The 19575-nt window shown below is 61.2% G+C and carries 21 protein-coding genes; 8 read left to right on the top strand and 13 right to left on the bottom strand.

What is annotated here, in order from left to right; translation table 11 throughout:
- Positions 1–7: 7 nt before the first annotated feature.
- The 6 genes from odhB to lpdA all read left to right on the top strand — a co-directional run bounded on the left by odhB (position 8) and on the right by lpdA (position 5127).
- Positions 8–1564 (top strand): 2-oxoglutarate dehydrogenase complex dihydrolipoyllysine-residue succinyltransferase, encoded by a 1557-nt coding sequence (gene odhB, locus ISX84_RS17820; protein WP_195821731.1) that lies wholly within the window; start codon positions 8–10, stop codon positions 1562–1564.
- A gap of 1 nt (position 1565) precedes the next feature.
- Positions 1566–2261: a hypothetical protein gene (locus tag ISX84_RS17815; protein WP_195821730.1), complete on the top strand. Its 696-nt coding sequence runs from the start codon at positions 1566–1568 to the stop codon at positions 2259–2261.
- A 32-nt stretch (positions 2262–2293) separates the two neighbouring features.
- Positions 2294–2677, top strand: a complete 384-nt coding sequence (locus ISX84_RS17810) for an MAPEG family protein (protein ID WP_195821729.1) — start codon at positions 2294–2296, stop codon at positions 2675–2677.
- A gap of 4 nt (positions 2678–2681) precedes the next feature.
- On the top strand, positions 2682–3224 hold the full coding sequence (locus ISX84_RS17805; RefSeq protein ID WP_195821728.1) for a hypothetical protein: 543 nt from the start codon (positions 2682–2684) through the stop codon (positions 3222–3224).
- Positions 3221–3631, top strand: coding sequence for an MAPEG family protein (locus ISX84_RS17800; protein WP_195821727.1), 411 nt, complete (start codon positions 3221–3223; stop codon positions 3629–3631). Before ISX84_RS17805 ends, ISX84_RS17800 begins: the two co-directional genes overlap by 4 nt.
- A gap of 107 nt (positions 3632–3738) precedes the next feature.
- The gene (lpdA, locus tag ISX84_RS17795; RefSeq protein ID WP_195821726.1) at positions 3739–5127 is read left to right on the top strand and encodes a dihydrolipoyl dehydrogenase; all 1389 of its coding nucleotides are present in this window, start codon (positions 3739–3741) and stop codon (positions 5125–5127) included.
- A 76-nt stretch (positions 5128–5203) separates the two neighbouring features.
- On the opposite strand, the gene ISX84_RS17790 is transcribed toward lpdA, so the two are convergent.
- The 5 genes from ISX84_RS17790 to ISX84_RS17770 all read right to left on the bottom strand — a co-directional run bounded on the left by ISX84_RS17790 (position 5204) and on the right by ISX84_RS17770 (position 9255).
- Positions 5204–6247 carry a sterol desaturase family protein gene (locus ISX84_RS17790; protein WP_195821725.1) on the bottom strand — a complete coding sequence of 348 codons (1044 nt, stop codon included), beginning with the start codon at positions 6245–6247 and terminating at the stop codon, positions 5204–5206.
- 96 nt (positions 6248–6343) lie between these two features.
- Positions 6344–6961: a pyridoxamine 5'-phosphate oxidase family protein gene (locus tag ISX84_RS17785; protein WP_195821724.1), complete on the bottom strand. Its 618-nt coding sequence runs from the start codon at positions 6959–6961 to the stop codon at positions 6344–6346.
- Positions 6936–7676 (bottom strand): lysophospholipid acyltransferase family protein, encoded by a 741-nt coding sequence (locus tag ISX84_RS17780; protein ID WP_195821723.1) that lies wholly within the window; start codon positions 7674–7676, stop codon positions 6936–6938. The genes ISX84_RS17785 and ISX84_RS17780 overlap by 26 nt, the downstream gene beginning before the upstream one ends.
- Complete coding sequence (locus tag ISX84_RS17775) at positions 7676–8581, bottom strand: cell division protein FtsX (protein ID WP_412071580.1); 906 nt, start codon at positions 8579–8581, stop codon at positions 7676–7678. The genes ISX84_RS17780 and ISX84_RS17775 overlap by 1 nt, the downstream gene beginning before the upstream one ends.
- The gene (locus ISX84_RS17770; protein WP_195821722.1) at positions 8578–9255 is read right to left on the bottom strand and encodes a cell division ATP-binding protein FtsE; all 678 of its coding nucleotides are present in this window, start codon (positions 9253–9255) and stop codon (positions 8578–8580) included. Before ISX84_RS17770 ends, ISX84_RS17775 begins: the two co-directional genes overlap by 4 nt.
- Positions 9256–9418: 163 nt before the next feature.
- On the opposite strand from ISX84_RS17770, the gene ISX84_RS17765 reads away from it, so the two are divergent.
- Complete coding sequence (locus tag ISX84_RS17765) at positions 9419–10321, top strand: zinc-ribbon domain-containing protein (protein ID WP_195821721.1); 903 nt, start codon at positions 9419–9421, stop codon at positions 10319–10321.
- Positions 10322–10331: 10 nt separating this feature from the next.
- On the opposite strand, the gene ISX84_RS17760 is transcribed toward ISX84_RS17765, so the two are convergent.
- The 6 genes from ISX84_RS17760 to argH form a co-directional block, all read right to left on the bottom strand.
- Entirely contained in the window at positions 10332–12944 is a 2613-nt protein-coding gene (locus tag ISX84_RS17760) for a TIGR02302 family protein (RefSeq protein ID WP_195821720.1), read from the bottom strand.
- A 40-nt stretch (positions 12945–12984) separates the two neighbouring features.
- Positions 12985–14250 (bottom strand): diaminopimelate decarboxylase, encoded by a 1266-nt coding sequence (gene lysA / locus ISX84_RS17755; RefSeq protein ID WP_195821719.1) that lies wholly within the window; start codon positions 14248–14250, stop codon positions 12985–12987.
- A 172-nt stretch (positions 14251–14422) separates the two neighbouring features.
- Positions 14423–14737, bottom strand: a complete 315-nt coding sequence (locus ISX84_RS17750; protein WP_195821816.1) for a DUF2834 domain-containing protein — start codon at positions 14735–14737, stop codon at positions 14423–14425.
- A 13-nt stretch (positions 14738–14750) separates the two neighbouring features.
- Entirely contained in the window at positions 14751–14912 is a 162-nt protein-coding gene (locus ISX84_RS17745) for a hypothetical protein (protein ID WP_195821718.1), read from the bottom strand.
- Complete coding sequence (locus tag ISX84_RS17740; protein WP_195821717.1) at positions 14912–15085, bottom strand: hypothetical protein; 174 nt, start codon at positions 15083–15085, stop codon at positions 14912–14914. The genes ISX84_RS17745 and ISX84_RS17740 overlap by 1 nt, the downstream gene beginning before the upstream one ends.
- A complete protein-coding gene (argH, locus tag ISX84_RS17735) occupies positions 15082–16494 on the bottom strand; it encodes an argininosuccinate lyase (protein ID WP_195821716.1) in 1413 nt (470 codons plus the stop codon). Before argH ends, ISX84_RS17740 begins: the two co-directional genes overlap by 4 nt.
- 24 nt (positions 16495–16518) lie before the next feature.
- On the opposite strand from argH, the gene ISX84_RS17730 reads away from it, so the two are divergent.
- On the top strand, positions 16519–17094 hold the full coding sequence (locus ISX84_RS17730; RefSeq protein ID WP_195821715.1) for a TlpA family protein disulfide reductase: 576 nt from the start codon (positions 16519–16521) through the stop codon (positions 17092–17094).
- Positions 17095–17100: 6 nt separating this feature from the next.
- On the opposite strand, the gene ISX84_RS17725 is transcribed toward ISX84_RS17730, so the two are convergent.
- Both ISX84_RS17725 and ISX84_RS23410 read right to left on the bottom strand, forming a co-directional pair.
- A complete protein-coding gene (locus ISX84_RS17725; RefSeq protein ID WP_195821714.1) occupies positions 17101–18168 on the bottom strand; it encodes a Hint domain-containing protein in 1068 nt (355 codons plus the stop codon).
- A 338-nt stretch (positions 18169–18506) separates the two neighbouring features.
- The gene (locus ISX84_RS23410) at positions 18507–18746 is read right to left on the bottom strand and encodes a cupin domain-containing protein (protein WP_326838769.1); all 240 of its coding nucleotides are present in this window, start codon (positions 18744–18746) and stop codon (positions 18507–18509) included.
- Positions 18747–19575: the final 829 nt, after the last annotated feature.

The following is a 19575-nucleotide window of genomic DNA, read 5'->3' as shown; positions in this document are numbered from 1 at the left end:
TACTCAAATGACCACCGAAGTTCGCGTCCCCACGCTGGGCGAATCCGTCACCGAGGCCACCGTGGCCACATGGTTCAAGAAGCCCGGCGACACCGTCGCCGTGGATGAAATGCTCTGTGAGCTGGAAACCGACAAGGTCACCGTCGAGGTACCCAGTCCGGTGGCGGGCACGCTGGATGAGATCGTCGCAAACGAAGGCGATACTGTGGGGGTCGATGCCCTGCTGGCCAATATCTCCGAGGGCGACGCGGGTTCTGACGCCGCGCCCAAGGGTAAGGAAGCCGCCAAGGAGGCGGAGGCACCCTCCTCCGCAGCCCGCACGGCATCTGACGGCGGTGGCGCCCCCATCGACGTGATGGTGCCCACGCTGGGGGAAAGCGTGACCGAGGCGACCGTGAGCACCTGGTTCAAATCCGTGGGCGATAGCGTGGCGGCGGATGAGATGCTCTGCGAGCTGGAAACCGACAAGGTGAGCGTGGAAGTGCCAGCACCTGCCGCGGGGACACTCACCGAGATCCTGGCGCCTGAGGGCACCACCGTGGAAGCCAGCGCAAAGCTTGCGATCATGACGCCGGGTGAGGGGGCGGCACCGGCGGCGACCGAACCTGCCGCACCGGAGGGCGATACGCAGTACAGCACGCCCCCCGCCGGACAGGGCGGTCCGGAGAAGGATGTCGAAGACGCGCCTTCTGCCAAAAAGGCCATGGCCGAAGCGGGATTGAATCGCGATCAGGTCACGGGTTCGGGCCGCGACGGGCGTGTGATGAAAGAGGACGTAACCGCCGCGATTGCCGCGGCCAGCGCAGCACCGGCGCCCGCGCCTGCCGCCGCCGCGCCGCGTGCGCCTGTGGCCGCCGATGACGCTGCCCGCGAAGAGCGGGTGAAAATGACGCGTCTGCGCCAGACCATCGCCAAGCGCCTGAAGGACAGCCAGAACACCGCCGCTATGCTGACCACCTACAACGAGGTGGACATGACCGAGGTCATGGCGCTCCGCAACGAGTACAAGGACCTTTTCCTGAAGAAACACGGCGTGAAACTGGGCTTCATGTCGTTCTTCACCAAGGCCTGCTGCCACGCGCTGAAGGAGGTGCCCGAGGTCAATGCCGAGATCGACGGAACCGATATCGTCTACAAGAACTTCGTGCATATGGGCATCGCCGCGGGCACGCCCACGGGGCTGGTGGTGCCGGTCATTCGGGATGCCGATGCGATGAGCTTCCACGCCATCGAACAGGCGATTGCCGAGAAGGGCGCGCGGGCGCGGGACGGCAAGCTGAGCATGGCCGAGATGCAGGGCGGCACCTTCACGATCTCCAACGGCGGGGTTTACGGCTCGCTGATGTCCTCGCCAATCCTGAACCCGCCGCAATCGGGCATTCTGGGCATGCACAAGATCCAGGACCGTCCGATGGCGATTGGCGGTGAGGTGGTGATCCGCCCGATGATGTATCTGGCGCTGAGCTACGACCACCGGATCGTGGACGGCAAGGGCGCGGTGACCTTCCTCGTGCGCGTGAAAGAGGCGTTGGAGGATCCACGGCGGTTGTTGATGGATTTGTGATATGCCGCTGTTACGGCGGGAGGACTTTGACAATCTGCCCCAAGGAAATATTGCCCGGTGGCTAGATCTAAGGGATTTGCTTGAAGTACGCCTGAATTCCAATTCTGATTTGCAGAGCGGATTTGAGGAGGGCGACCTTCTTGAATACGTCCAGGTTTTGAACGCCAGTGCGAATGAATTGGGTTTGGGAGCAATCGGTGACTTTGAACCGACAAATGTTTTTGAGTCCTTTCCCCATTTTCGGTCTCAAGTCGCGGCCATGGCTGCGCGCCTGAGCATTCGGGAGACAAGAGCGAAAGCAGATGATGTTTTACTCATTTCGCAACCGGCACAAGAACGGCTGCTCGATGAGATTTCTCGGCTAAGAGGCAGTGTACAAGAAGCTGATCTTGCACAAAAAAAGAAACAAAAGATACTTAAGCTTCTGAGCGCTCTAGAAGAGGAAATCAATGAAGGAAGAATTGAATATTCTGCCCTCATGAAAACGCTCGCATTTTGTGCAGCCGGAATTTTGGGCACAACTTCCTTTTTGGCAGATGCCCCGGATGCAATCACTACAATCATACAAATTGTTGGTCTTCAAAAGGAAGTAGAGGATAAAAAAGTTGAGACGCTGCAACTACCTAACGAACCCGCAATCCCCCGACTTCCTTCGCCTCCCAAGAGGCTGCCTTCACCCCAAAGAACTAAAGAGTAGCAAACCAGAGAAGTCTAAAAAGGAGACCCGTCGTGACCGAAATCCAAATCCTCGCCCTCTACGGCCTTCTGGTCATCCTGACGCTGATCCTGCAGGCCACCGGCGGTCTTACACAGCTCGGCATGGGCTACCTGCTGGGCTCCCGCGATGAGAACCGCACCGTCAAAGGCATCGCCGGGCGGCTGGAACGGGCGCTTAACAACTCTGTCACTGCCATGGTGCTCTTTGCCCCGGCCGTTCTGCTCATCTACGTCACCGACAGCAGCACCAACGAAACCCTGCTGGCTGCGCAGGCCTTTCTGATCGCCCGCCTGATCTACCTGCCCTCCTACGCCTTCGGAATCGTCGGCCTGCGCAGCCTCGCCTGGACGGTGGGGATCGTGGCCACCACCGCCCTCTACCTGCTGGCGCTTTGAGCCGATGCTCGCCCCCGAGGAGCGGACCCGTCTGATCGCCGCCCGGCGCAGCTTTACGCGGCCAGGGTATGACACCTATGCCGATGCGGGGGTCGAGGGCGACTATATCACGCCCTACCACCTGACCTGCGGCAACCCGGCGGGCCGGGTGCTGATCAGCTACAACTGGCTCGATGCCCCAACGGCGCGCGCGCATCGCGACACACTCAAACGCCTCGGCATGCTGCCGCAGATGCTGTTCAACCGGGTGCTCGATCTGGCGCTCGGACTGGCCGGTCTGGCGCGGGGCGCGGTCTATCTCACCCATGCGTTTCACCTGTTGCCCGCCAGCCGTTCCGCCACGGTGCCCGCCAGCGATGTGGAGGCGAGTTTCGACGCCATCACCCGGCACGAGGTGGCGGGCCGTCCGGTTGTGGCCCTAGGACAAGTCGCCAGCCATGCGTGCACCCGTTTCAGCATTGCACATCACGCGGTCCCGCATCCGAGTGCACGGGGCCTCAGCATGCGCGCCAAGGCCCGCGCCATTGCGAAAGCGCTCGGCACATGACGGTGGAGCTGACCGTCCTGGCGTTGGCTGCCCTGTTGCAGGTGGGGCAATTCGTGTTGATGGCGGTGCCTGCTAATATTGAGCTCGCCCCGGGCGAAACCCTTAGCCCGCGCGACCGCGACACCCTGGGCGGCGATCTGGTCGACCGGCTGTCGCCGCGCACTGCCCGGCTTTACCGGGCGTTGAGCAACCATTTCGAGGCGCTGATCCTCTTCACCATCGCCGTGCTGGTGGTCACGCTGGGTGACCAGTCCTCCCCCCTCACCCGTGCCTGCGCGTGGATTTATCTGGCCGCGCGCGTCCTCTATGTCCCCGCCTACGCCTTCGGCTGGGTGCCCTGGCGGTCGGTGATCTGGTTCGTTGGCCTCGGCGCCACAACCCTGATGCTGCTTGCAGCTTTGGTCTAGGCGGGGCAACTATGGCGGGACGCATTCTGAAACCTGACACGGTCATCATTGCCTCACCGGCGGTGCGCCGAGACAACACCGACGTTCCAAATCAAAGGATCTGACCCATGGCTAACTACGACGTGATCATCATCGGCTCCGGCCCCGGCGGCTATGTCTGCGCCATCCGCTGCGCGCAACTGGGGCTGAAGGTGGCCTGTGTCGAGGGGCGCGAGACACTGGGCGGCACCTGTCTGAACGTGGGCTGCATCCCGTCGAAAGCATTGCTGCATGCGAGCCATATGCTGCATGAAGCAGAGCATAACTTCGCCGCCATGGGGCTGAAGGGCAAAAGCCCGTCGGTCGACTGGAAACAGATGATGGCATACAAGGAAAAGACCATCGGCCAGAACACCAGCGGCATCGAATTTCTGTTCAAGAAGAACAAGGTGGACTGGCTCAAGGGCTGGGCGTCGATCCCCGAGGCGGGCAAGGTCAAAGTGGGCGATGACGTGCATGAAACTAAGAACATCATCATCGCTTCAGGCTCTGAGCCAGCCTCCCTGCCGGGTGTCGAGGTCGACGAAAAGGTAGTGGTGACCTCCACTGGCGCGCTGGAGCTCGGCAAGGTGCCGAAAAAGCTGGTGGTGATCGGGGCCGGTGTGATCGGGCTGGAACTGGGGTCGGTCTATGCGCGTCTGGGGTCAGAAGTGACGGTCGTGGAATTCCTGGATGTCGTCACGCCGGGCATGGATGCCGAAATCCAGAAAACCTTCCAGCGCACGTTGAAAAAGCAGGGTCTGACCTTTGTCATGGGCGCCGCGGTGCAAAAGACCGAAGCCATGAAAACCAAGGCAAAGGTGACCTACAAACTGCGCAAGGACGACAGTGAACACGTGATTGATGCCGATGTCGTGCTGGTCGCAACCGGTCGCAAGCCTTACACCGAGGGGCTTGGCCTTGATACGGTTGGCATCAAAATGACGGAGCGCGGCCAGATCGCGGTGAACGGCAAGTGGGAGACCAACGTGCCCGGCATCTACGCCATTGGCGACGTGATCGAAGGCCCGATGCTGGCCCATAAGGCCGAGGACGAGGGCATGGCTGCAGCCGAACAGGTCGCGGGTAAACATGGGCATGTGAACTACGGCGTGATCCCCGGTGTCATCTACACGCATCCGGAGGTGGCCAATGTGGGCGCGACCGAAGAAGAGCTGAAAGAGCAAGGGCGCGATTACAAGGTCGGCAAATTCTCGTTCATGGGGAATGGGCGCGCCAAGGCAAACTTTGCCGGGGACGGCTTTGTCAAAATTCTGGCGGATAAGGACACGGACCGCATTCTGGGGGCCCACATCATCGGCCCGGCGGCAGGCGATCTGATCCACGAGATTTGTGTCGCCATGGAATTCGGGGCCTCCGCCGAGGATCTGGCGATGACATGCCACGCGCACCCGACCTATTCAGAGGCGGTCCGCGAGGCTGCCCTGGCCTGCGGAGACGGTCCGATCCACATGTGAGGCTGGGTTTTCAGTTCGACAGCAACGGGCAGGATCGGAATGCGATCTTGCCCTTTTTACTTGAGATATGTGCAGATCACTCCGCCGGGGTCACGGATGATACAGGCTGTTCCACTTCGCCCGCCCCACGGCGGCCGAACATACGTCGCACCAGCCGGAAAGCATCGCGGAAGGGTATGGTGTAGAGCCGCAGGCAGGTGGTCATTTCACCGGTGTCTTCCTCGCCGATGCCAAACTTCACATCGCGGTTGTCCTCGGGCATGTGGTAGGTTTTGAAAATCACGTCCCAGATTGGAAAGATGAATGCAAAGTTCTTGTCGATATGATCGGGGTGGCAGCTGTGGTGCACATGATGGTGTGCCGGTGAGGGGAAGATCATCGACAGCTTTCCGGGCCAGCGCAACCAGATGTGCGAGTGACGCAAGTTGTATCCCGCAAGGTTAAAGAGGAACCCCAGCAACGGCACACCCAACAGGGACGGAACATTGGGGACAAATCCAAAGAGGATCATGGCACCCGCAATGGTCGCGCCGTAGCCTACGCCGAAGGTCAGCGAATAAAACAGATTGTCAATGGGGTGTTCGCGAAAGTTGGAGATCGGATGCATCACTTCTGCGCTGTGGTGCACTTTGTGAAACTGCCAAAGCAGCGGAGATTTATGCTGCACGTAGTGCGTGAGGAAGGCAATAAAATCGATGACGAGAGTTGCGATGATCATGAACAGGAAGGCAAGACCGATATTGGACATCGTGGACAATGTGTTTTCCCGCGACAGGTCAAGCAGCGACTGACCGCCGGTGATCCACCCGAAGGTCAGCGTCGACATCCAGGCCGCAAGACCAACCATCATGAAATGACCGATCATGTTGTGAAAAAAGAAGTAGCGCAGATCCAACCATGCCGACGGGTGATCCCACACCTTTTTCGGAAAGAGGAACTTGAGAAAGGTGCCTTCCGTCTCCTCGTTTCGCTTTCTGGCCGCGAGGTAGATGCAGAAGGCAAAGACCAGTGACGTCAGAATATACAGGGCGAATATGCGGTTCGCCGGATCCAGCGGAGCGGTAACTGTGGAGTATGCGTGCGCAAGCACTCCGTTCACGAAATCATTGCCCAGATCCATGATCGCCTCTTTTTCTCGTTGCTTCAGTGCCTCAAGGCGACTGCACACCGCAAAAATGGCCTAAATGGGGCATCTTCCGTTCAAAGATGGGGAGTTTTACCACATCGTGCGGGCCGCGCGGGCGCCCCAGGCATCGTCATAGGCCCTGCCGCCCTCTTCGCCCTCACTGACTTCAGCCAGTATGTCGCCCACGGTGGGCAGATGGGCATGCGCATCCGTCGCGGACCAAATCCCTGCCCGCATCAAGGCCCGCGCGCATTGTGTATAGATCTCTTTGATCTCGACGATGATGACGGTGGTGGGGCACCGGCCCTTCCTTTCGAAACGCGCGCGCATATCCGCATCGGCGGTCAGTGACGCGCGGCCGTTCACCCGGACCACGTTGTTTGATCCCGGCACGATAAACATCAGCGAAACCCGGCCATCCGCTACGATGTTACGCAGCGAATCCAACCGGTTGTTGCCGCGCCAGTCCGGCAGGGCCAGCGTGCCCGGGTCGATCTCCTGAACCACGGGCCCGTCATCCCCGCGCGGGCTGCCATCCGTCCCCTCCGGGCCCACGGTGCTGAGCACGCAGAGCTTTGAGGACATGATCCATTTCCGGTAGAGCGGCGTCATGGTATGCGCGACCTTGCGCAGCGATGCCGCGCCCGGCGTGCCATAAAGCGCCAACAGCGCCTCAAGCGTGTCAATCCGCGTGACTGTGTCCGTCATATGTGAACCCCGCTTCCGCCATCAAGGCATCGGACTTTTCTTCCACCATGGTTTCCAATGTGCTCATAAAGGCGTCCCGCGTCTGGCCCGGCTCTATCGCGGGCAGGAATTCCACCACGGCGACACCGGGTTTCCGCAACATCCCGCGTTTCGGCCACAGAACACCAACATTCGTTGCAACGGGCACGCACGGCTGACCCAACTGGCCGTAGAGCACGGCAGTACCGACCTTATAGGGCAGTTTCGCACCCGGCGCGACACGTGTGCCCTGCGAATAGATGATCAGCTGCCCCGGCTCTGCTCGGCCTGCGTTCACGTCTGACACCATCTTGTCAATCGCCGCACCGCGCTTGCCGCGATCCACCGCGACACACCCCAGCCGCTTGGCGTATTGTCCGATGATGGGCGTCATCAGGATTTCCTTCTTCATAATGAATTTGGCGGCGGGCAGTGCCGTGAAGATCATCATGATGTCCAGAAAGGACTGGTGCTTGGCTGCGATCAGCGCTTCGCCCTGCGGGACGGTGCCCCGCACTTCGCAGCGCATGCCGACCATCCACCGCGCGGTCCAGAACACATAGCGCGAGTAGGTTTTACACGCCGCATACGCCCCCCGGCGGCTGAACATCGCCCAGGGCGCAAAGCCCAGACCGACGATGGGCATGGCAATGTACATCTGTGTGATGAAAATAACCGATCGAATATACTGAATCATCAGGCCAACCTTTTCAAAGCGCGCTTAGCCGCGGTGCCGGTCGCGACAAAGGCAACGAGCGCCGACAGCACAGGGATCAGGAACGGCAAAAACCAGTGCCAGCCCTGAAATCCGAGACCTGTCAGGAAACCGGCCGTGTCAGAGGCCTTGGGCAGAAAGGAAACCGCCGCCATGGCGAGCGCGATGCCGATGATTGCGCCGCCGAAGGCGCGCAGGGTAAAGCGGCGAATGAACGCCTGCGCGATGTAGCGATCCGTGGCCCCTACCAGGCGCAGCACCGCGATGACCTGCGCATTTGCCGCCAGCGCGGTGTTCGCGGCCAGGGTCACCATGACCGCCACGCTGGCCCCCAGAAGCACAGCGGAAATCCACCCCAGAAGGCGCAACCTGTTGGCGGCAGCCACCAGCGGTGCACGCCACCTGCTGTGATCATCGAGAACGGCGCCCGGCACCTCCGCCGCCAGTCTCAGCCGCAGCCCGGCAGCGTCAAAACCAGTGTCTTCTTCGATCACTTCAATCAACTGCGGCACCGGAAGCGCCTGCAAGTCGAGGTCTGCACCGAACCAGGGCGCCAGCAGCGCCTGTTGCTCGGCATCGTCCAGGGCGCGGGCATAGGCCACGCCCGCTGTTGTTTCGAGAATGCGCAAGGCTGCATCGGTCTGGGCCTGCCGCTGATCCAGCGGCGCCACGATCCGGATGGTCGACGACTGTGCGAGCTCATTCCCCCAGCGGGCCGCGAGACGCCCGGAGGCCAGCGAAAGGGCCATGGCGAAGACAGCCAGAAAAGCCATCGCGGCGGCTGCAAAAATCGTCAGCTGCGCCGTGAAACCCGAGGGCGGCACCACGCGGTCGGCCTGTTTGTCTCCGAGAATGAGACGTTTGAGATCGATGCGGGACACCGTCACAGGTCCGCACCGGCGAGCTGCAGGCGGCCATTTGCGATGCGCAACACCCGTGCCTGGATCTGGCTCTTGGCGGCCCGGATCAGACTGAGGTCATGGGTGGCGATCAGAACGGTCTTGCCCATCTTGTTCAACTCGACCAGTAGCCGCAGCAACCGCTGCGACATTTCCCAGTCCACGTTGCCGGTGGGCTCATCGGCAAGAACCACATCCGGCGACATGATCACCGCGCGGGCCAGGGCGGCGCGCTGGCGCTCTCCCCCTGACAGCTCCGGCGGCACAGCATCGGCACGGTGGGTCAGCCCGACCCAGGCCATCAGTTCGGTCAGATCATCCTGTCCGGCACTTGCAGGACGTCCGGACGCCGTCAGCGGCAGTGCGATGTTTTCCGAAACCGTCAGATGATCCAGAAACCGGCAATCCTGATGCACGACCCCCATGCGCCGACGCACCAGCGCGATGTCGTCGCGTTCCAGCCGCGAGACATCCTCGCCGAACAGCGTCACGTCGCCATGGGTCGGCAACAATGCGCCATAGCACAGCTTGAGCAGGGTGGTTTTACCCGCGCCCGAGGGACCGGTCAGAAAATGGAAAGAACCCGGCGCCAGCTTGAGCGAAATCTCAGATAGTAGCGCGCCGCCCCCGTAGCTGTAGGCGACATTTTCCAGCTCGATCACGCGGCCCCCTTTTTTGTTGCGCTGTTGTGCCCCAGCAGCGATCTGGTTTCAATGCATCACTTGCAAGCTTTGTGCGCAGTTAACGCTTTTCGCACGGGTGCGATGTCAATATGGTGCAGAAAAACAATAATCGAACTGGGGTCATTATGAAGCAGGACCTGACATGCGCCTGATCTGTCCGAATTGCGATGCGCAATACGAAGTCCCCGATGACGTGATGCCGCCCGAGGGGCGCGACGTGCAGTGCTCCAATTGTGGGCAGATGTGGTTTCAGGCGCATCCTAATGCGGAACAGGACAATGAAGACGCCGCAGGCAAGCCGGCTGCCGAGACCAAAGAGACTGTCTCAGACGCAGACGCACCCCCGGAGCCGGAGCCCGAAACGGTACCCGTCGTTGAGGAGCCTGCGACTGCCGAAGAAGAGAGCCCAGCGGATCCCGAACCTGAACCAGAGGCCGAACCCGAGCAGGAAGAGACGCCAGCAGCGCGGTCGCGCAAACCGCTGGACCCGGCGGTGGCCGACGTGTTGCGGGAAGAGGCAGAGCTTGAGAAAAAAGCCCGCGAGAACGAAACCGCCGGAAGCATGGAAAGTCAGCCTGATCTTGGCCTGACAGAGGCGGAAGGCAGTGACGAGGCGCGCAAGCGTGCAGGCGAAACCCGCGACCGTATGGCACGCATGCGGGGTGAACCGCCATCGCTGCCCGTTGTGGAGGCCACTGCCGTTTCCGGCGCGCGCCGCGACCTGTTGCCGAACATCGAGGAAATCAACTCTACCCTGCGGTCCAACAACGACAGATCGCCGGGCGAAGACGCCGGACAAACCGCCCAGGTCGAAGTTCAGGAAAAGCGCAGTTTTGGACGTGGATTTGTCGTGGTGGTCCTGCTCGCCGCCATCCTCGCTCTGGTCTACGCTTTTGCGCCAGAACTGGCCAAAGCCGTACCGCAAGCTGATCCGTGGCTCAGCGCCTATGTCGGAATGGTGGATCAGTGGCGGATGTGGCTTGATGGCAAGGCTGAGGACGTGCTGGGGTGGCTTGATGCCGCCGCAGCCTCCAGCAGTCAGTAGAGCGCGAGGTTCAGAAGCGGTCCAAGAGACGCTTGAGATAATTGCGCTCCTCTTCGGGGCGCGCTGTTTCACCTGACCGGCGCCGGATTTCATCCAGAAGCTCCCGCGCACGCCCGTAGGCATCATCGTTCAAAGCCAGCGGCCCAGTATCCCCATCCGCACCGGAATTGCCGGACTCGCGCCCCAGCGGGTCACGGTTTTCCGCCCTGCGATCCGATTGCTGCGTGCCTTGCCCCGGTTGCTGGTTCTGCTGCTGTTGCGCCATCATGTCGCCAAGCGCCCGCATACCTTCACGCAGCGCTTCCATCGCCTGGCCCTGATTGTCGATGGCTTCGGCCAGATCATTGTTGCGCAGGGCATCTTCGGCCCCGTCCATCGCGCGTCCGGCCCGGTCCAGCGCATCGCGCGCAGCATCGCCTTCGGGTGTGCCCGCACCGGGCAGATTGCCCTGCTGGCGGCGCAACTCGTCGCGCAAGGCCTGCTGACGGTCGGCGATGGAGCCTTCGCTACCCGGTCGCGGATCGCCCGCAGAGCCGTCGCCGCGTTCCTGTGGCTGCCCCGGCTGTTCGCCGTTGCCTTCGCCTTGACCCGATTGGCCCTCGTGGCTTTGACCCCGACCCTGACCACCACTGCGGCCTTCATTCCCTTGACTTTCGCCCGCCTGGGCACCGGGGTTGAATTGCTCCTGCAGATCGCGGAAGGCCTGATCGGACAGGCCTTGTTGCTCACGCAGTGTCTCCGAGAGACCTTCCATCGCCTGCTCGCCGGGGCTCTGCCCGCCCTGCCCTTGCTGGCCTTGGGTGACGCGCATGTTCTCCATCATCTGCTGAAGCTCTTGCAGCGCCTGCTGCGCCTCGGCCATGCGGCCCTGCTCCATCAATTCCTGAATACGGTCCATCATGCGCTGCAGGTCATCCTGCGTCATGGTCATGGTATTTTCGTTTTGCGGGCCGCCGTTTTCGTCGTTTTGCTGACGTTGGCGCTCCGCCTGCCGCATCATCTGCTGCAAATAGTCGTCCGTGGCGCGGCGCAGTTCCTGCATCAACTCCGCAATTTCCTCATCCGACGCGCCATTGCGGATCGCCTCGTTCAGCCGCTCCTGCGCCCGGCGCATGCGTTCTGCAGCATCGGCCAGATCGCCTTCTTCAAGGATGATCGCGAGATCCCACATTTCCTGGGCGAGGTCTTCCTGCATGTCATCGCTGAGCCCGTAGGTGGCGAAGGTCTCCAGTTGACGGATGACCTTGCGCAGCCGCAGCGCATCGGTCTGATTGCGGAACAACTCCTCGGGCAAGTAAGCAGCGGCGCGCAGGATCTGGCTGATGCGCTTGTTGTTCTTGCGCGACCACAGCAGATCGCGCCGCTGTTCGATCACGGCAGCGGCCACCGGGTCAAAAAACCGCCGCCCGGGCAGCACCATCGCGCGTGGCTCCGTTTCATAGGTCTGTTCCGCGCCGTCGAGTGCGGAGAGACGCACGAACACCGGCAAATTGGCCCAGGGATGCTCCGAGAAGTCCTCGATCAGGTTTTCCTCGAACGCGCGGCGGTCCCCGGCGATGGGGGTGGGCAGGGGCACAATCAGATCGGGACGTGTCTCTGGCGCGATGGTCAGGCCGTGATGACGGGTGACCGACGCCAGATCGAGTGTGAAGCGGGCCTCGCCCGCCTCAACGCCGTAGTCGTCACGCGCCTCGAACGGCAGTGTCGTTTCCCCCAAGGCGGAGGCGGACGGATCCTCCAGCACGGCAATCTGGGGCGGGCTGTCGGGGATAACCTCGACCCGCCAGCTGCGGCCCCCGGGGCCATTGATCGTGACCGTGCCGTCCTGCACCACGGTGAAATCCTGCGCCGGGTCGGAGGCTGGTGGCACCTCGGTCCGGCCGGAGACGGTCTCCGACAGGGTCAGGGCGCCGACTTCGCCGTAAAGGCGCAGGGTGATGAGGCTGCCGACCGGTACGCGGAGCGCCCCTTCGGGAATATCATTGAGGTAGATCGTCGGGCGACCGGTATATCTGGGGCTTTCCGCCCAGCCCTCCCAGACCGGACCGGCGGCCAGTCCGCCGCCCCCGGGCGTCATATCCGCAACCGATCCCACCCGCCAAATGGAGCCAAAGAGCAGGGCGATCCCAAAGAGCAAAACCGCGAGATACCGCAGCGCGTAAGGATCGCGGGACGCGACGCGCAGATCGGCGGGCACCGGCTCGGCCTCGGCAGCGCGGGCGGCCATACGCGCCTGATGCGCCCGCCAGACGGCGGTGGAGGCGGCATCCGTCGCCCCGATCGTCTGCGTATCCAGCAGTGCCTGCAATGGACGTCCCGGCAGGCTGGCATCCAGTCGGGCAATGGCCTGCTCCCGTGTCGGCAGCCGGAACCGCATGAAGGCATACCCCAGCGCGCCCAGCGCACTGACACCGGCAAGGACGGCCAGACCCCAGACGGCTTCGATGGCAATCGTGTCCTGCAGGCCCAGCATCAGTGCGCCCAGCACAAACAGGCACACCGTCATCAAGGGCCAGAGGCTCTGCACAAAAGCTTCGGCGATCATCCCCAGGCGGGTCAGCCGCAAAGGCCAGCGCACGGCTCTCAGGCCGCGGTCCGCATCGTTCCGGGAAAATGACGCCATCGGTTTTTCTCCGTTGGTCTTCGCCCCCGGGAATACGGGGTCAAAGCCATTCCGGAATGGTATCGCGATTTATCATTTCGTCAAAGGTCGGACGTCGGCGAATAACCGCAAATTGATCCTTATTCACCAAAACCTCCGGAATCAGGGGGCGGGAATTGTATTCACTGCTCATAACGGCGCCATAAGCCCCCGCTGACCGGAAAGCGACAAGCGCGCCAGCGGCGACCGGAGGCATCATGCGTTGCTTGGCGAAGGTGTCCCCGGATTCGCAAACCGGCCCGACAATATCATATTTTACCTGCTCAACGCCCGGCGCAGGTTCGGTCACGGGAATGATGTCGTGGTAGGCTTCATACATGGCCGGGCGGATCAGGTCGTTCATCGCGCCGTCGATGATCAGGAAGTCGCGACCCTCGCCGGACTTCAGGTAGATCACCTCGGACACCATGAGCCCGGCATTTCCGGCGATCAGCCGTCCCGGTTCGATCTCGATTTCGCAGCCCAGATGGCCCAGGGTGCGTTTGACCAGCGCGCCATAGTCCACGGGCAGCGGCGGCGCCTGATTGTCGCGCGCATAGGGAATGCCCAACCCGCCGCCCAGATCGAGACGGCGGATGGTGTGCCCATCCGCGCGCAGCACCCCCGTCAGCTCGGCGACTTTCTGATAGGCCAGCTCAAAGGGCGCAAGATCCGTCAACTGGCTGCCGATGTGCACATCGATGCCGATCACCTCAAGACCGGGCAGCGAGGCCGCCAGCGCATAGACCTCGCGCGCCCGCGCAATCGGGATGCCGAACTTGTTTTCCGACTTGCCGGTGGCAATCTTGGCATGGGTCTTGGCATCCACGTCCGGATTGACCCGAATCGTGATCGGCGCAACCTTGCCCATCGCGACGGCGGTGGCGTTCAGCACCTCCATCTCGGGTTCGGATTCCACATTGAACTGGCGGATACCGCCTTCGAGCGCGAGCCGGATTTCAGCGGCAGTCTTGCCCACGCCGGAGAACACAATGCGGTCACCGGGCACGCCCGCGGCCTTGGCACGCCTGTATTCGCCCCCGGAGACAACATCCATACCCGCGCCGGCCTGCGCGAGGGTTTTCAAAATGGCCTGATTGCTGGCGGCCTTCATCGCATAGCAGACCAGATGGTCGAGGCCGTCCAGCGCGTCATCGAAAAGGTGAAAGTGCCGCAGCAGCGTGGCGGTCGAATAGACGTAGAACGGCGTGCCCACCGCCTTGGCGATGTCACTCACGGGCACGTCTTCCGCGTGAAGTGCGCCGTCCCGGTAAAGAAAATGGTCCATGTCGGGCCTCTGATTGAAAGCTCATGCCTCATATCAGACCGGCGGGCTAACGCAATCACCGTGCCTGCCTCGGAAAACCATCAGGCGGGCAAAGAGACGATGCCCGTCAAATTGAGCGCAGGTGTTTCGAGTTCAGGGACTGGCATTCCGGATTTCAACGCGGAAGGACAATTCAGGGTCGACCATCAGACCCCGACCGCAGGAACAGGTAGAGCGGCAATCCGCAGCTGACGCCGATCCCGAAGGTTGCGGGTATGGCCAGCAGACCGATCCAACGACGCTGCTGGATGCTTTCTACAACCACCCATATCGTGAGTGCCGCTGCTGCAATCGTCAGGTCCCAGACAAGGCCGCTGGTGGCCGCATTGGCATGCCAGGCATCGACCATGGCCATCAGATCGTAGCTGTTTTCCCCAAACCACTGCAGAAAATAGCTCATCGGGTGGATCGTGCCCCACACCGCCAGCGCAAGCCAGACAAGACGCAACGGGGTCACCGCATCAATCCTTCACGTAGCCGATGATGGCGGTGCCCGAGACCCGGATGCTGCTCTTGGACGCCTGAGCTTCAGGCGCGGGCGTGTCAGGGACAGCGCGCGGCACGGAAGGGCCTGTGCATGCCGACAACGCGGCAAAAGCGCCCACACAGATCGCCAGACGCATCACAGCCCCAACCAGACCGAAATCGGGCCTTTGCCGACCCCGACGGACGCACTGGGATAGATACCGTTTTGATTGATGGTCACGCTCCCGTTGACCTGAGGGGCCACCGGTTCGCCATCCACGCCGCAGGCAGCAAGCGCTGTGCACAACAAAATGAGTGTCAGACGGGTCATGCGATCATCTCCTTCCAGCGGGCGATCTGGGCACGTACCTGGGCGGGTGCGGTCCCCCCGTAGGACGTACGGCTGTTGACGGAGTTTTCAACCCCGAGCACGTCGAAGACCTCTGAGGTTATACCGCCGTGCACAGATGTCATATCCTCCAGGGTCAGATCTGGCAAATCGCAGCCCTTGGCTTCGGCCATGGCGACGAGACTGCCGGTGATGTGATGGGCGTCGCGGAACGGCAGGTCGAGAACCCGCACCAGCCAGTCAGCCAGGTCGGTTGCGGTGGAAAACCCCGATCCAGCGGCGGCGGCGAGGCTGTCACGGTTTGCCGTCATATCGGACACCATGCCGGTCATCGCGGCCAGCGCCAGCATCAGGTTGTCCGCGGCATCAAACACCTGCTCCTTGTCTTCCTGCATGTCCTTGGAATAGGTCAGCGGCAGTCCCTTCATCACCATCATAAGTGCGGTATTGGCGCCAAATATCCGCCCGACCTTGGCGCGGATCAGCTCCGCTGCATCCGGATTTTTCTTTTGCGGCATGATGGAGGAACCGGTGGAGAAGCGATCGCTCAAGGTCACAAACCGGAATTGCGCCGAGGACCAGATCACCAGTTCTTCGGCAAACCGGCTGAGATGCACGGCACAAATGCTGGCCGCGCCGAGGAATTCCAGTGCGAAATCCCTGTCGCTGACAGCGTCCAGCGAATTTGCCGCAGGGCTATCAAACCCAAGCGCCTCTGCCGTCATGGCCCGGTCAATCGGGAAAGAGGTGCCCGCAAGGGCTGCGGCCCCCAGGGGCGATGTGTTCATCCGTGCCCGCGCATCCCGCATGCGGCTGAGATCGCGCCCGAACATCTCCACATAGGCCATCATGTGGTGGCCCCATGTCACCGGCTGGGCGGTCTGCAAATGGGTGAAACCCGGCATGACCCAGTCGGCACCCGCCTCGGCCTGCGCCAACAGCGCTTTGATCAGCGCGATCAGCCCGCCTTCCGCCGCGTCCAGTTGATCCCGCACCCAAAGCTTGAAATCGGTTGCCACCTGATCGTTCCGGCTGCGCCCGGTGTGCAGCCGCCCCGCAGGTTCGCCGATGATCTCTTTCAGGCGCGCCTCGACGTTCATGTGGATGTCTTCCAGCGCCGTGGAGAATTGAAAGGTACCGCCCTCGATTTCTGACAAGACTGTGAGCAGGCCTTCCCGAATGGCCTCAACATCGCTAGCTTGCAAAATGCCCGTTGCCCCCAGCATCGCGGCATGCGCACGTGAGCCCGCAATATCCTGCGCTGCCATACGTTTGTCGAAGCCGATGGAGGCATTGATGGCCTCCATGATCGCATCCGGACCGGCAGCAAAACGACCGCCCCACATCTTGTTTGAGGTGTTGGCGGCACTGGAGGCGGGTGTGTCTGTCATCGGTCTGAACCCTTCGGAGGGGAAATGAAAAGAATAATTGCTGCGCTCGTTTATACGGCCCTTGGCGCAGGCGCAATCTTGGCTCCAGTCACCGCACAGGCAGATCTTGCCCAAGCCGCCCTTCTGCGCGCGGGCGACATGAAAAAGCTGGTCTTTCACGAGGTGCCAGAGGCGACATCGGACGCCGCCTATCAACTGGCCGACGGCGCCGGTGAAGAGACGCTTGAGGCCTACAGAGGCAAATACATTCTACTGAACTTCTGGGCCACATGGTGCGCGCCCTGCCGCAAGGAGATGCCGCAACTGTCGGAGTTGCAGGCTGAATTCGGCGGCGACGACTTCGAGGTGGTCACCATCGCGACGGGACGCAATTCTCCTGAAGGCATCAAGAAATTCTTTGCCGAGATCGGCGTTGAAAATCTGCCCCGCCACCAGGACCCGCGCCAGGCACTGGCAAGCCAGATGGGTATTTTCGGACTGCCAATCACGGTGCTGATTGACCCCGAGGGTCGTGAAGTGGCCCGCCTCAGAGGGGATGCGGATTGGTCCAGCGACAGCGCCAAAGCCGTGATCAGCGCTGTTTTGGGGGCCGACAGCTAGGTCCGATCACGCCGCGCGCTGCAGGAGCGCCGCCTCCGACGTGGTGAGATTGCGCCGCGCATACCCGCCGTAGGTATGCGGATCACTCGCCAGATCGGGATACTGCGCAAGCAGCCGCGCCTTGTCCGCGCTGTCCAGCGTATGGAATGCTGCATTGGCCGGGTGAAAGCTCTCCGTTGCGACCCCATTGGCCCAGACCACATTATGGGCGGGCAGGAGCAGATGAATGTAGGTCACGTCCCGCACGGTCAGATCAGCCGAAATGAGCTGGCCATCAACAAGATCCTTGGCGGCCACCAGAACTTCAGGTGTGTTGAAAAGGTCATGCGCGCGCGCCCCCGTGATCAGCATCCGGTGCTCCGGCGACACCAGCAGTTCCTGATCGGGGCGTTCGACTCCCAAGGCGCCCATGCGAATGCGAACCGGGCGCAGGTGCGGCATCGCAAACAGCCGGGCGCCCGTCATGTGCCTGCTGCCGATCCACTCGATGGGCTGTGGGCCGTTGTCTTTGGTGAGCACGTGATCGCCAATGCGCAAATCCTCAGCCAGACGTGGGCCTGTAGGCGTGGTGATGCGCGTGCCTTGGCTGAAACAAATCACGCCGCCGCTATCGGCTGCGCGCCCAATTGCGGGCCTCACCCCGAGCGTATGGTGCGCGATCCATAAATCCGTTCCGCGGGGCGGGATTTCATCGAGAAACATCAGGAGCGGCTGTGCGCCCCGCCCGATATTAATCACCGTGACGGTGTAGCGTTGCGCGCCATCGGTGACGACGAAACTACTGTCAGCGTCATTGGTGATGTCATTGCCTTGCCACAGATCGTCCCGTGGGTGCGCGTCGAGCGCGGCATCCACCAGCCGGTGCACCATCCTGGCCGCACGCCCGCGCAGCCTTGTAGACCCGTGTTCCCGGTCCAACCGCAGAACACCAGATGGCCCATCGACCTGGACCGTGTCTCCCCGCCATGCCCATGCGGCCCCAATGCTCAAGGACTGCATGGGTGCGGCCTCCAGACCGTCGATTTCTGTTTGTGACCAGGAGATCAAGAACGTGCCTCTGAAGCCCGTTTTCATATACCCGCCTACCTGCTTTTTATCTTTGCGATTTTCGTAACAAGCAGATGACACCCTGTGAACAATGGATTTCCACGGGATTCCAGAGTGTTGCAATTCGACCTCCATCCGACACAACCGGAGGATTCATGATCAAATCCCCCTGCTCGCGATGCGAGAAAATATGTCCAAAGGATGGTCGTTTTGTCATTGACCTATAAGCGTGCAGATCGCGCCGGATGGCGAAAATCTGGAGTGAGCCCAACGTGACCGGTGCTGCACATATCGCGAATGACGGCTCTGCAGCTTCCTCCCACGCAGGATCCACTAGATGAGTCCACTCAAATACAGGAGCACACCTAACTGGGGATCCGGTCGCCCTTGGTTGTGGGCGCGGATATCACCAAGAAGCACGCATCTTCGCTGTTACTCTCGTTGCGCGCCTGATGTCGCTGTCCAGGACAAACGTTGAAGCTGTCTCCAGACGATAGATGCTCCAACTTCTCGCCAACCTTCAGCGTCAGAGTACCGGACAAAACGTAAAAGACTTGGTTGGCCCGCTCATGGAAGTGCATGACCTCGGCAGTCCCCGGGGGCATCCTCTCTTCGATCACGCTGAGATCGTTACCGTCGAGTAGCCGCCATCCGTCGCAGGCCCCGTCGCTCCAGAGGTAATGGTCCGCGTTTGTACGGTTTTTTGTAATCATGTTGTTTGTGTAGGGCATGAATTGCGACCTGTCATGGCATGTACCCCTATCTAGGAAATCTAAAGGAGCGGACATTCGGCAGCAAAAGTCAAACCGCACCGATGTCCCGCGATTCCGACTTTTGCCGCTCAAATCCAATGTCGGCTTCGGGGCTGATGTGGCTATCCGATAAAAAGTGTCAGATGACGGGTCAGAGTCCAAAGCCGTCATCCTAGGAAATGCCATTCCACCCAAGACGATTAGTTTTGAGAAAATTCAAGCCTGCTGAGAGAGTAGCTTTCGCAGTTTCCGCGCCCGTGCTCGAACTGATGCAGCTCCATCTGCATCTGCGGCCTCCAGGTCAAGCATTAATGCAGGTCTGAGCTTGGCTTACCTGATCCCAAGTATAACTCTCGCATTCAGGCTCCATGCCCTTAGAAATGGGCGGGAGTGGTCAGAAAGTGATTTAGCCCACAGCATGACCTGATCAGCTTGCGCTGCTGTAAACTGAAAGCCCTCAACTGATTGGCAAATGTGGAGTTTTGCTTGCCAAGACTGAAGGCGCTCCAGTGAATCAACAACGCGTTCAACCAAGCCGGGTGCCAATCGCGCTCCTTCTTCGATTTCGGCCTTAAGGATCCAAGTGGCTCCATTCGAAACAAGCGGTCTAGGATCAAAACACAATGATACTAGGTCATCAAAATAACTGCTCGCACTTGTGCAGGCAACGCGCGCCTCCGAC

Source organism: Roseobacter sp. MH60115, from assembly GCF_015644665.1.
Classification (GTDB): domain Bacteria; phylum Pseudomonadota; class Alphaproteobacteria; order Rhodobacterales; family Rhodobacteraceae; genus Roseobacter.
Note: the sequence above shows the minus strand (reverse complement) of the source record. Positions and strands in the feature narration are given on the sequence as shown.

Coding starts and splice junctions, on each gene's coding strand:
- ISX84_RS17760 (WP_195821720.1), bottom strand. CDS start 12,944: ATGGCGTCATTTTCCCGGAACGATGCGGACCGCGGCCTGAGAGCCGTG.
- ISX84_RS17745 (WP_195821718.1), bottom strand. CDS start 14,912: ATGCGTCTGGCGATCTGTGTGGGCGCTTTTGCCGCGTTGTCGGCATGC.
- ISX84_RS17765 (WP_195821721.1), top strand. CDS start 9,419: ATGCGCCTGATCTGTCCGAATTGCGATGCGCAATACGAAGTCCCCGAT.
- ISX84_RS23410 (WP_326838769.1), bottom strand. CDS start 18,746: ATGCCCCCGGGGACTGCCGAGGTCATGCACTTCCATGAGCGGGCCAAC.
- argH (WP_195821716.1), bottom strand. CDS start 16,494: ATGACAGACACACCCGCCTCCAGTGCCGCCAACACCTCAAACAAGATG.
- ISX84_RS17785 (WP_195821724.1), bottom strand. CDS start 6,961: ATGACGGACACAGTCACGCGGATTGACACGCTTGAGGCGCTGTTGGCG.
- ISX84_RS17815 (WP_195821730.1), top strand. CDS start 1,566: ATGCCGCTGTTACGGCGGGAGGACTTTGACAATCTGCCCCAAGGAAAT.
- ISX84_RS17730 (WP_195821715.1), top strand. CDS start 16,519: ATGAAAAGAATAATTGCTGCGCTCGTTTATACGGCCCTTGGCGCAGGC.
- ISX84_RS17800 (WP_195821727.1), top strand. CDS start 3,221: ATGACGGTGGAGCTGACCGTCCTGGCGTTGGCTGCCCTGTTGCAGGTG.
- ISX84_RS17790 (WP_195821725.1), bottom strand. CDS start 6,247: ATGGATCTGGGCAATGATTTCGTGAACGGAGTGCTTGCGCACGCATAC.
- ISX84_RS17725 (WP_195821714.1), bottom strand. CDS start 18,168: ATGAAAACGGGCTTCAGAGGCACGTTCTTGATCTCCTGGTCACAAACA.
- ISX84_RS17740 (WP_195821717.1), bottom strand. CDS start 15,085: ATGACCCGTCTGACACTCATTTTGTTGTGCACAGCGCTTGCTGCCTGC.
- odhB (WP_195821731.1), top strand. CDS start 8: ATGACCACCGAAGTTCGCGTCCCCACGCTGGGCGAATCCGTCACCGAG.
- lpdA (WP_195821726.1), top strand. CDS start 3,739: ATGGCTAACTACGACGTGATCATCATCGGCTCCGGCCCCGGCGGCTAT.
- ISX84_RS17805 (WP_195821728.1), top strand. CDS start 2,682: ATGCTCGCCCCCGAGGAGCGGACCCGTCTGATCGCCGCCCGGCGCAGC.
- ISX84_RS17780 (WP_195821723.1), bottom strand. CDS start 7,676: ATGATTCAGTATATTCGATCGGTTATTTTCATCACACAGATGTACATT.
- lysA (WP_195821719.1), bottom strand. CDS start 14,250: ATGGACCATTTTCTTTACCGGGACGGCGCACTTCACGCGGAAGACGTG.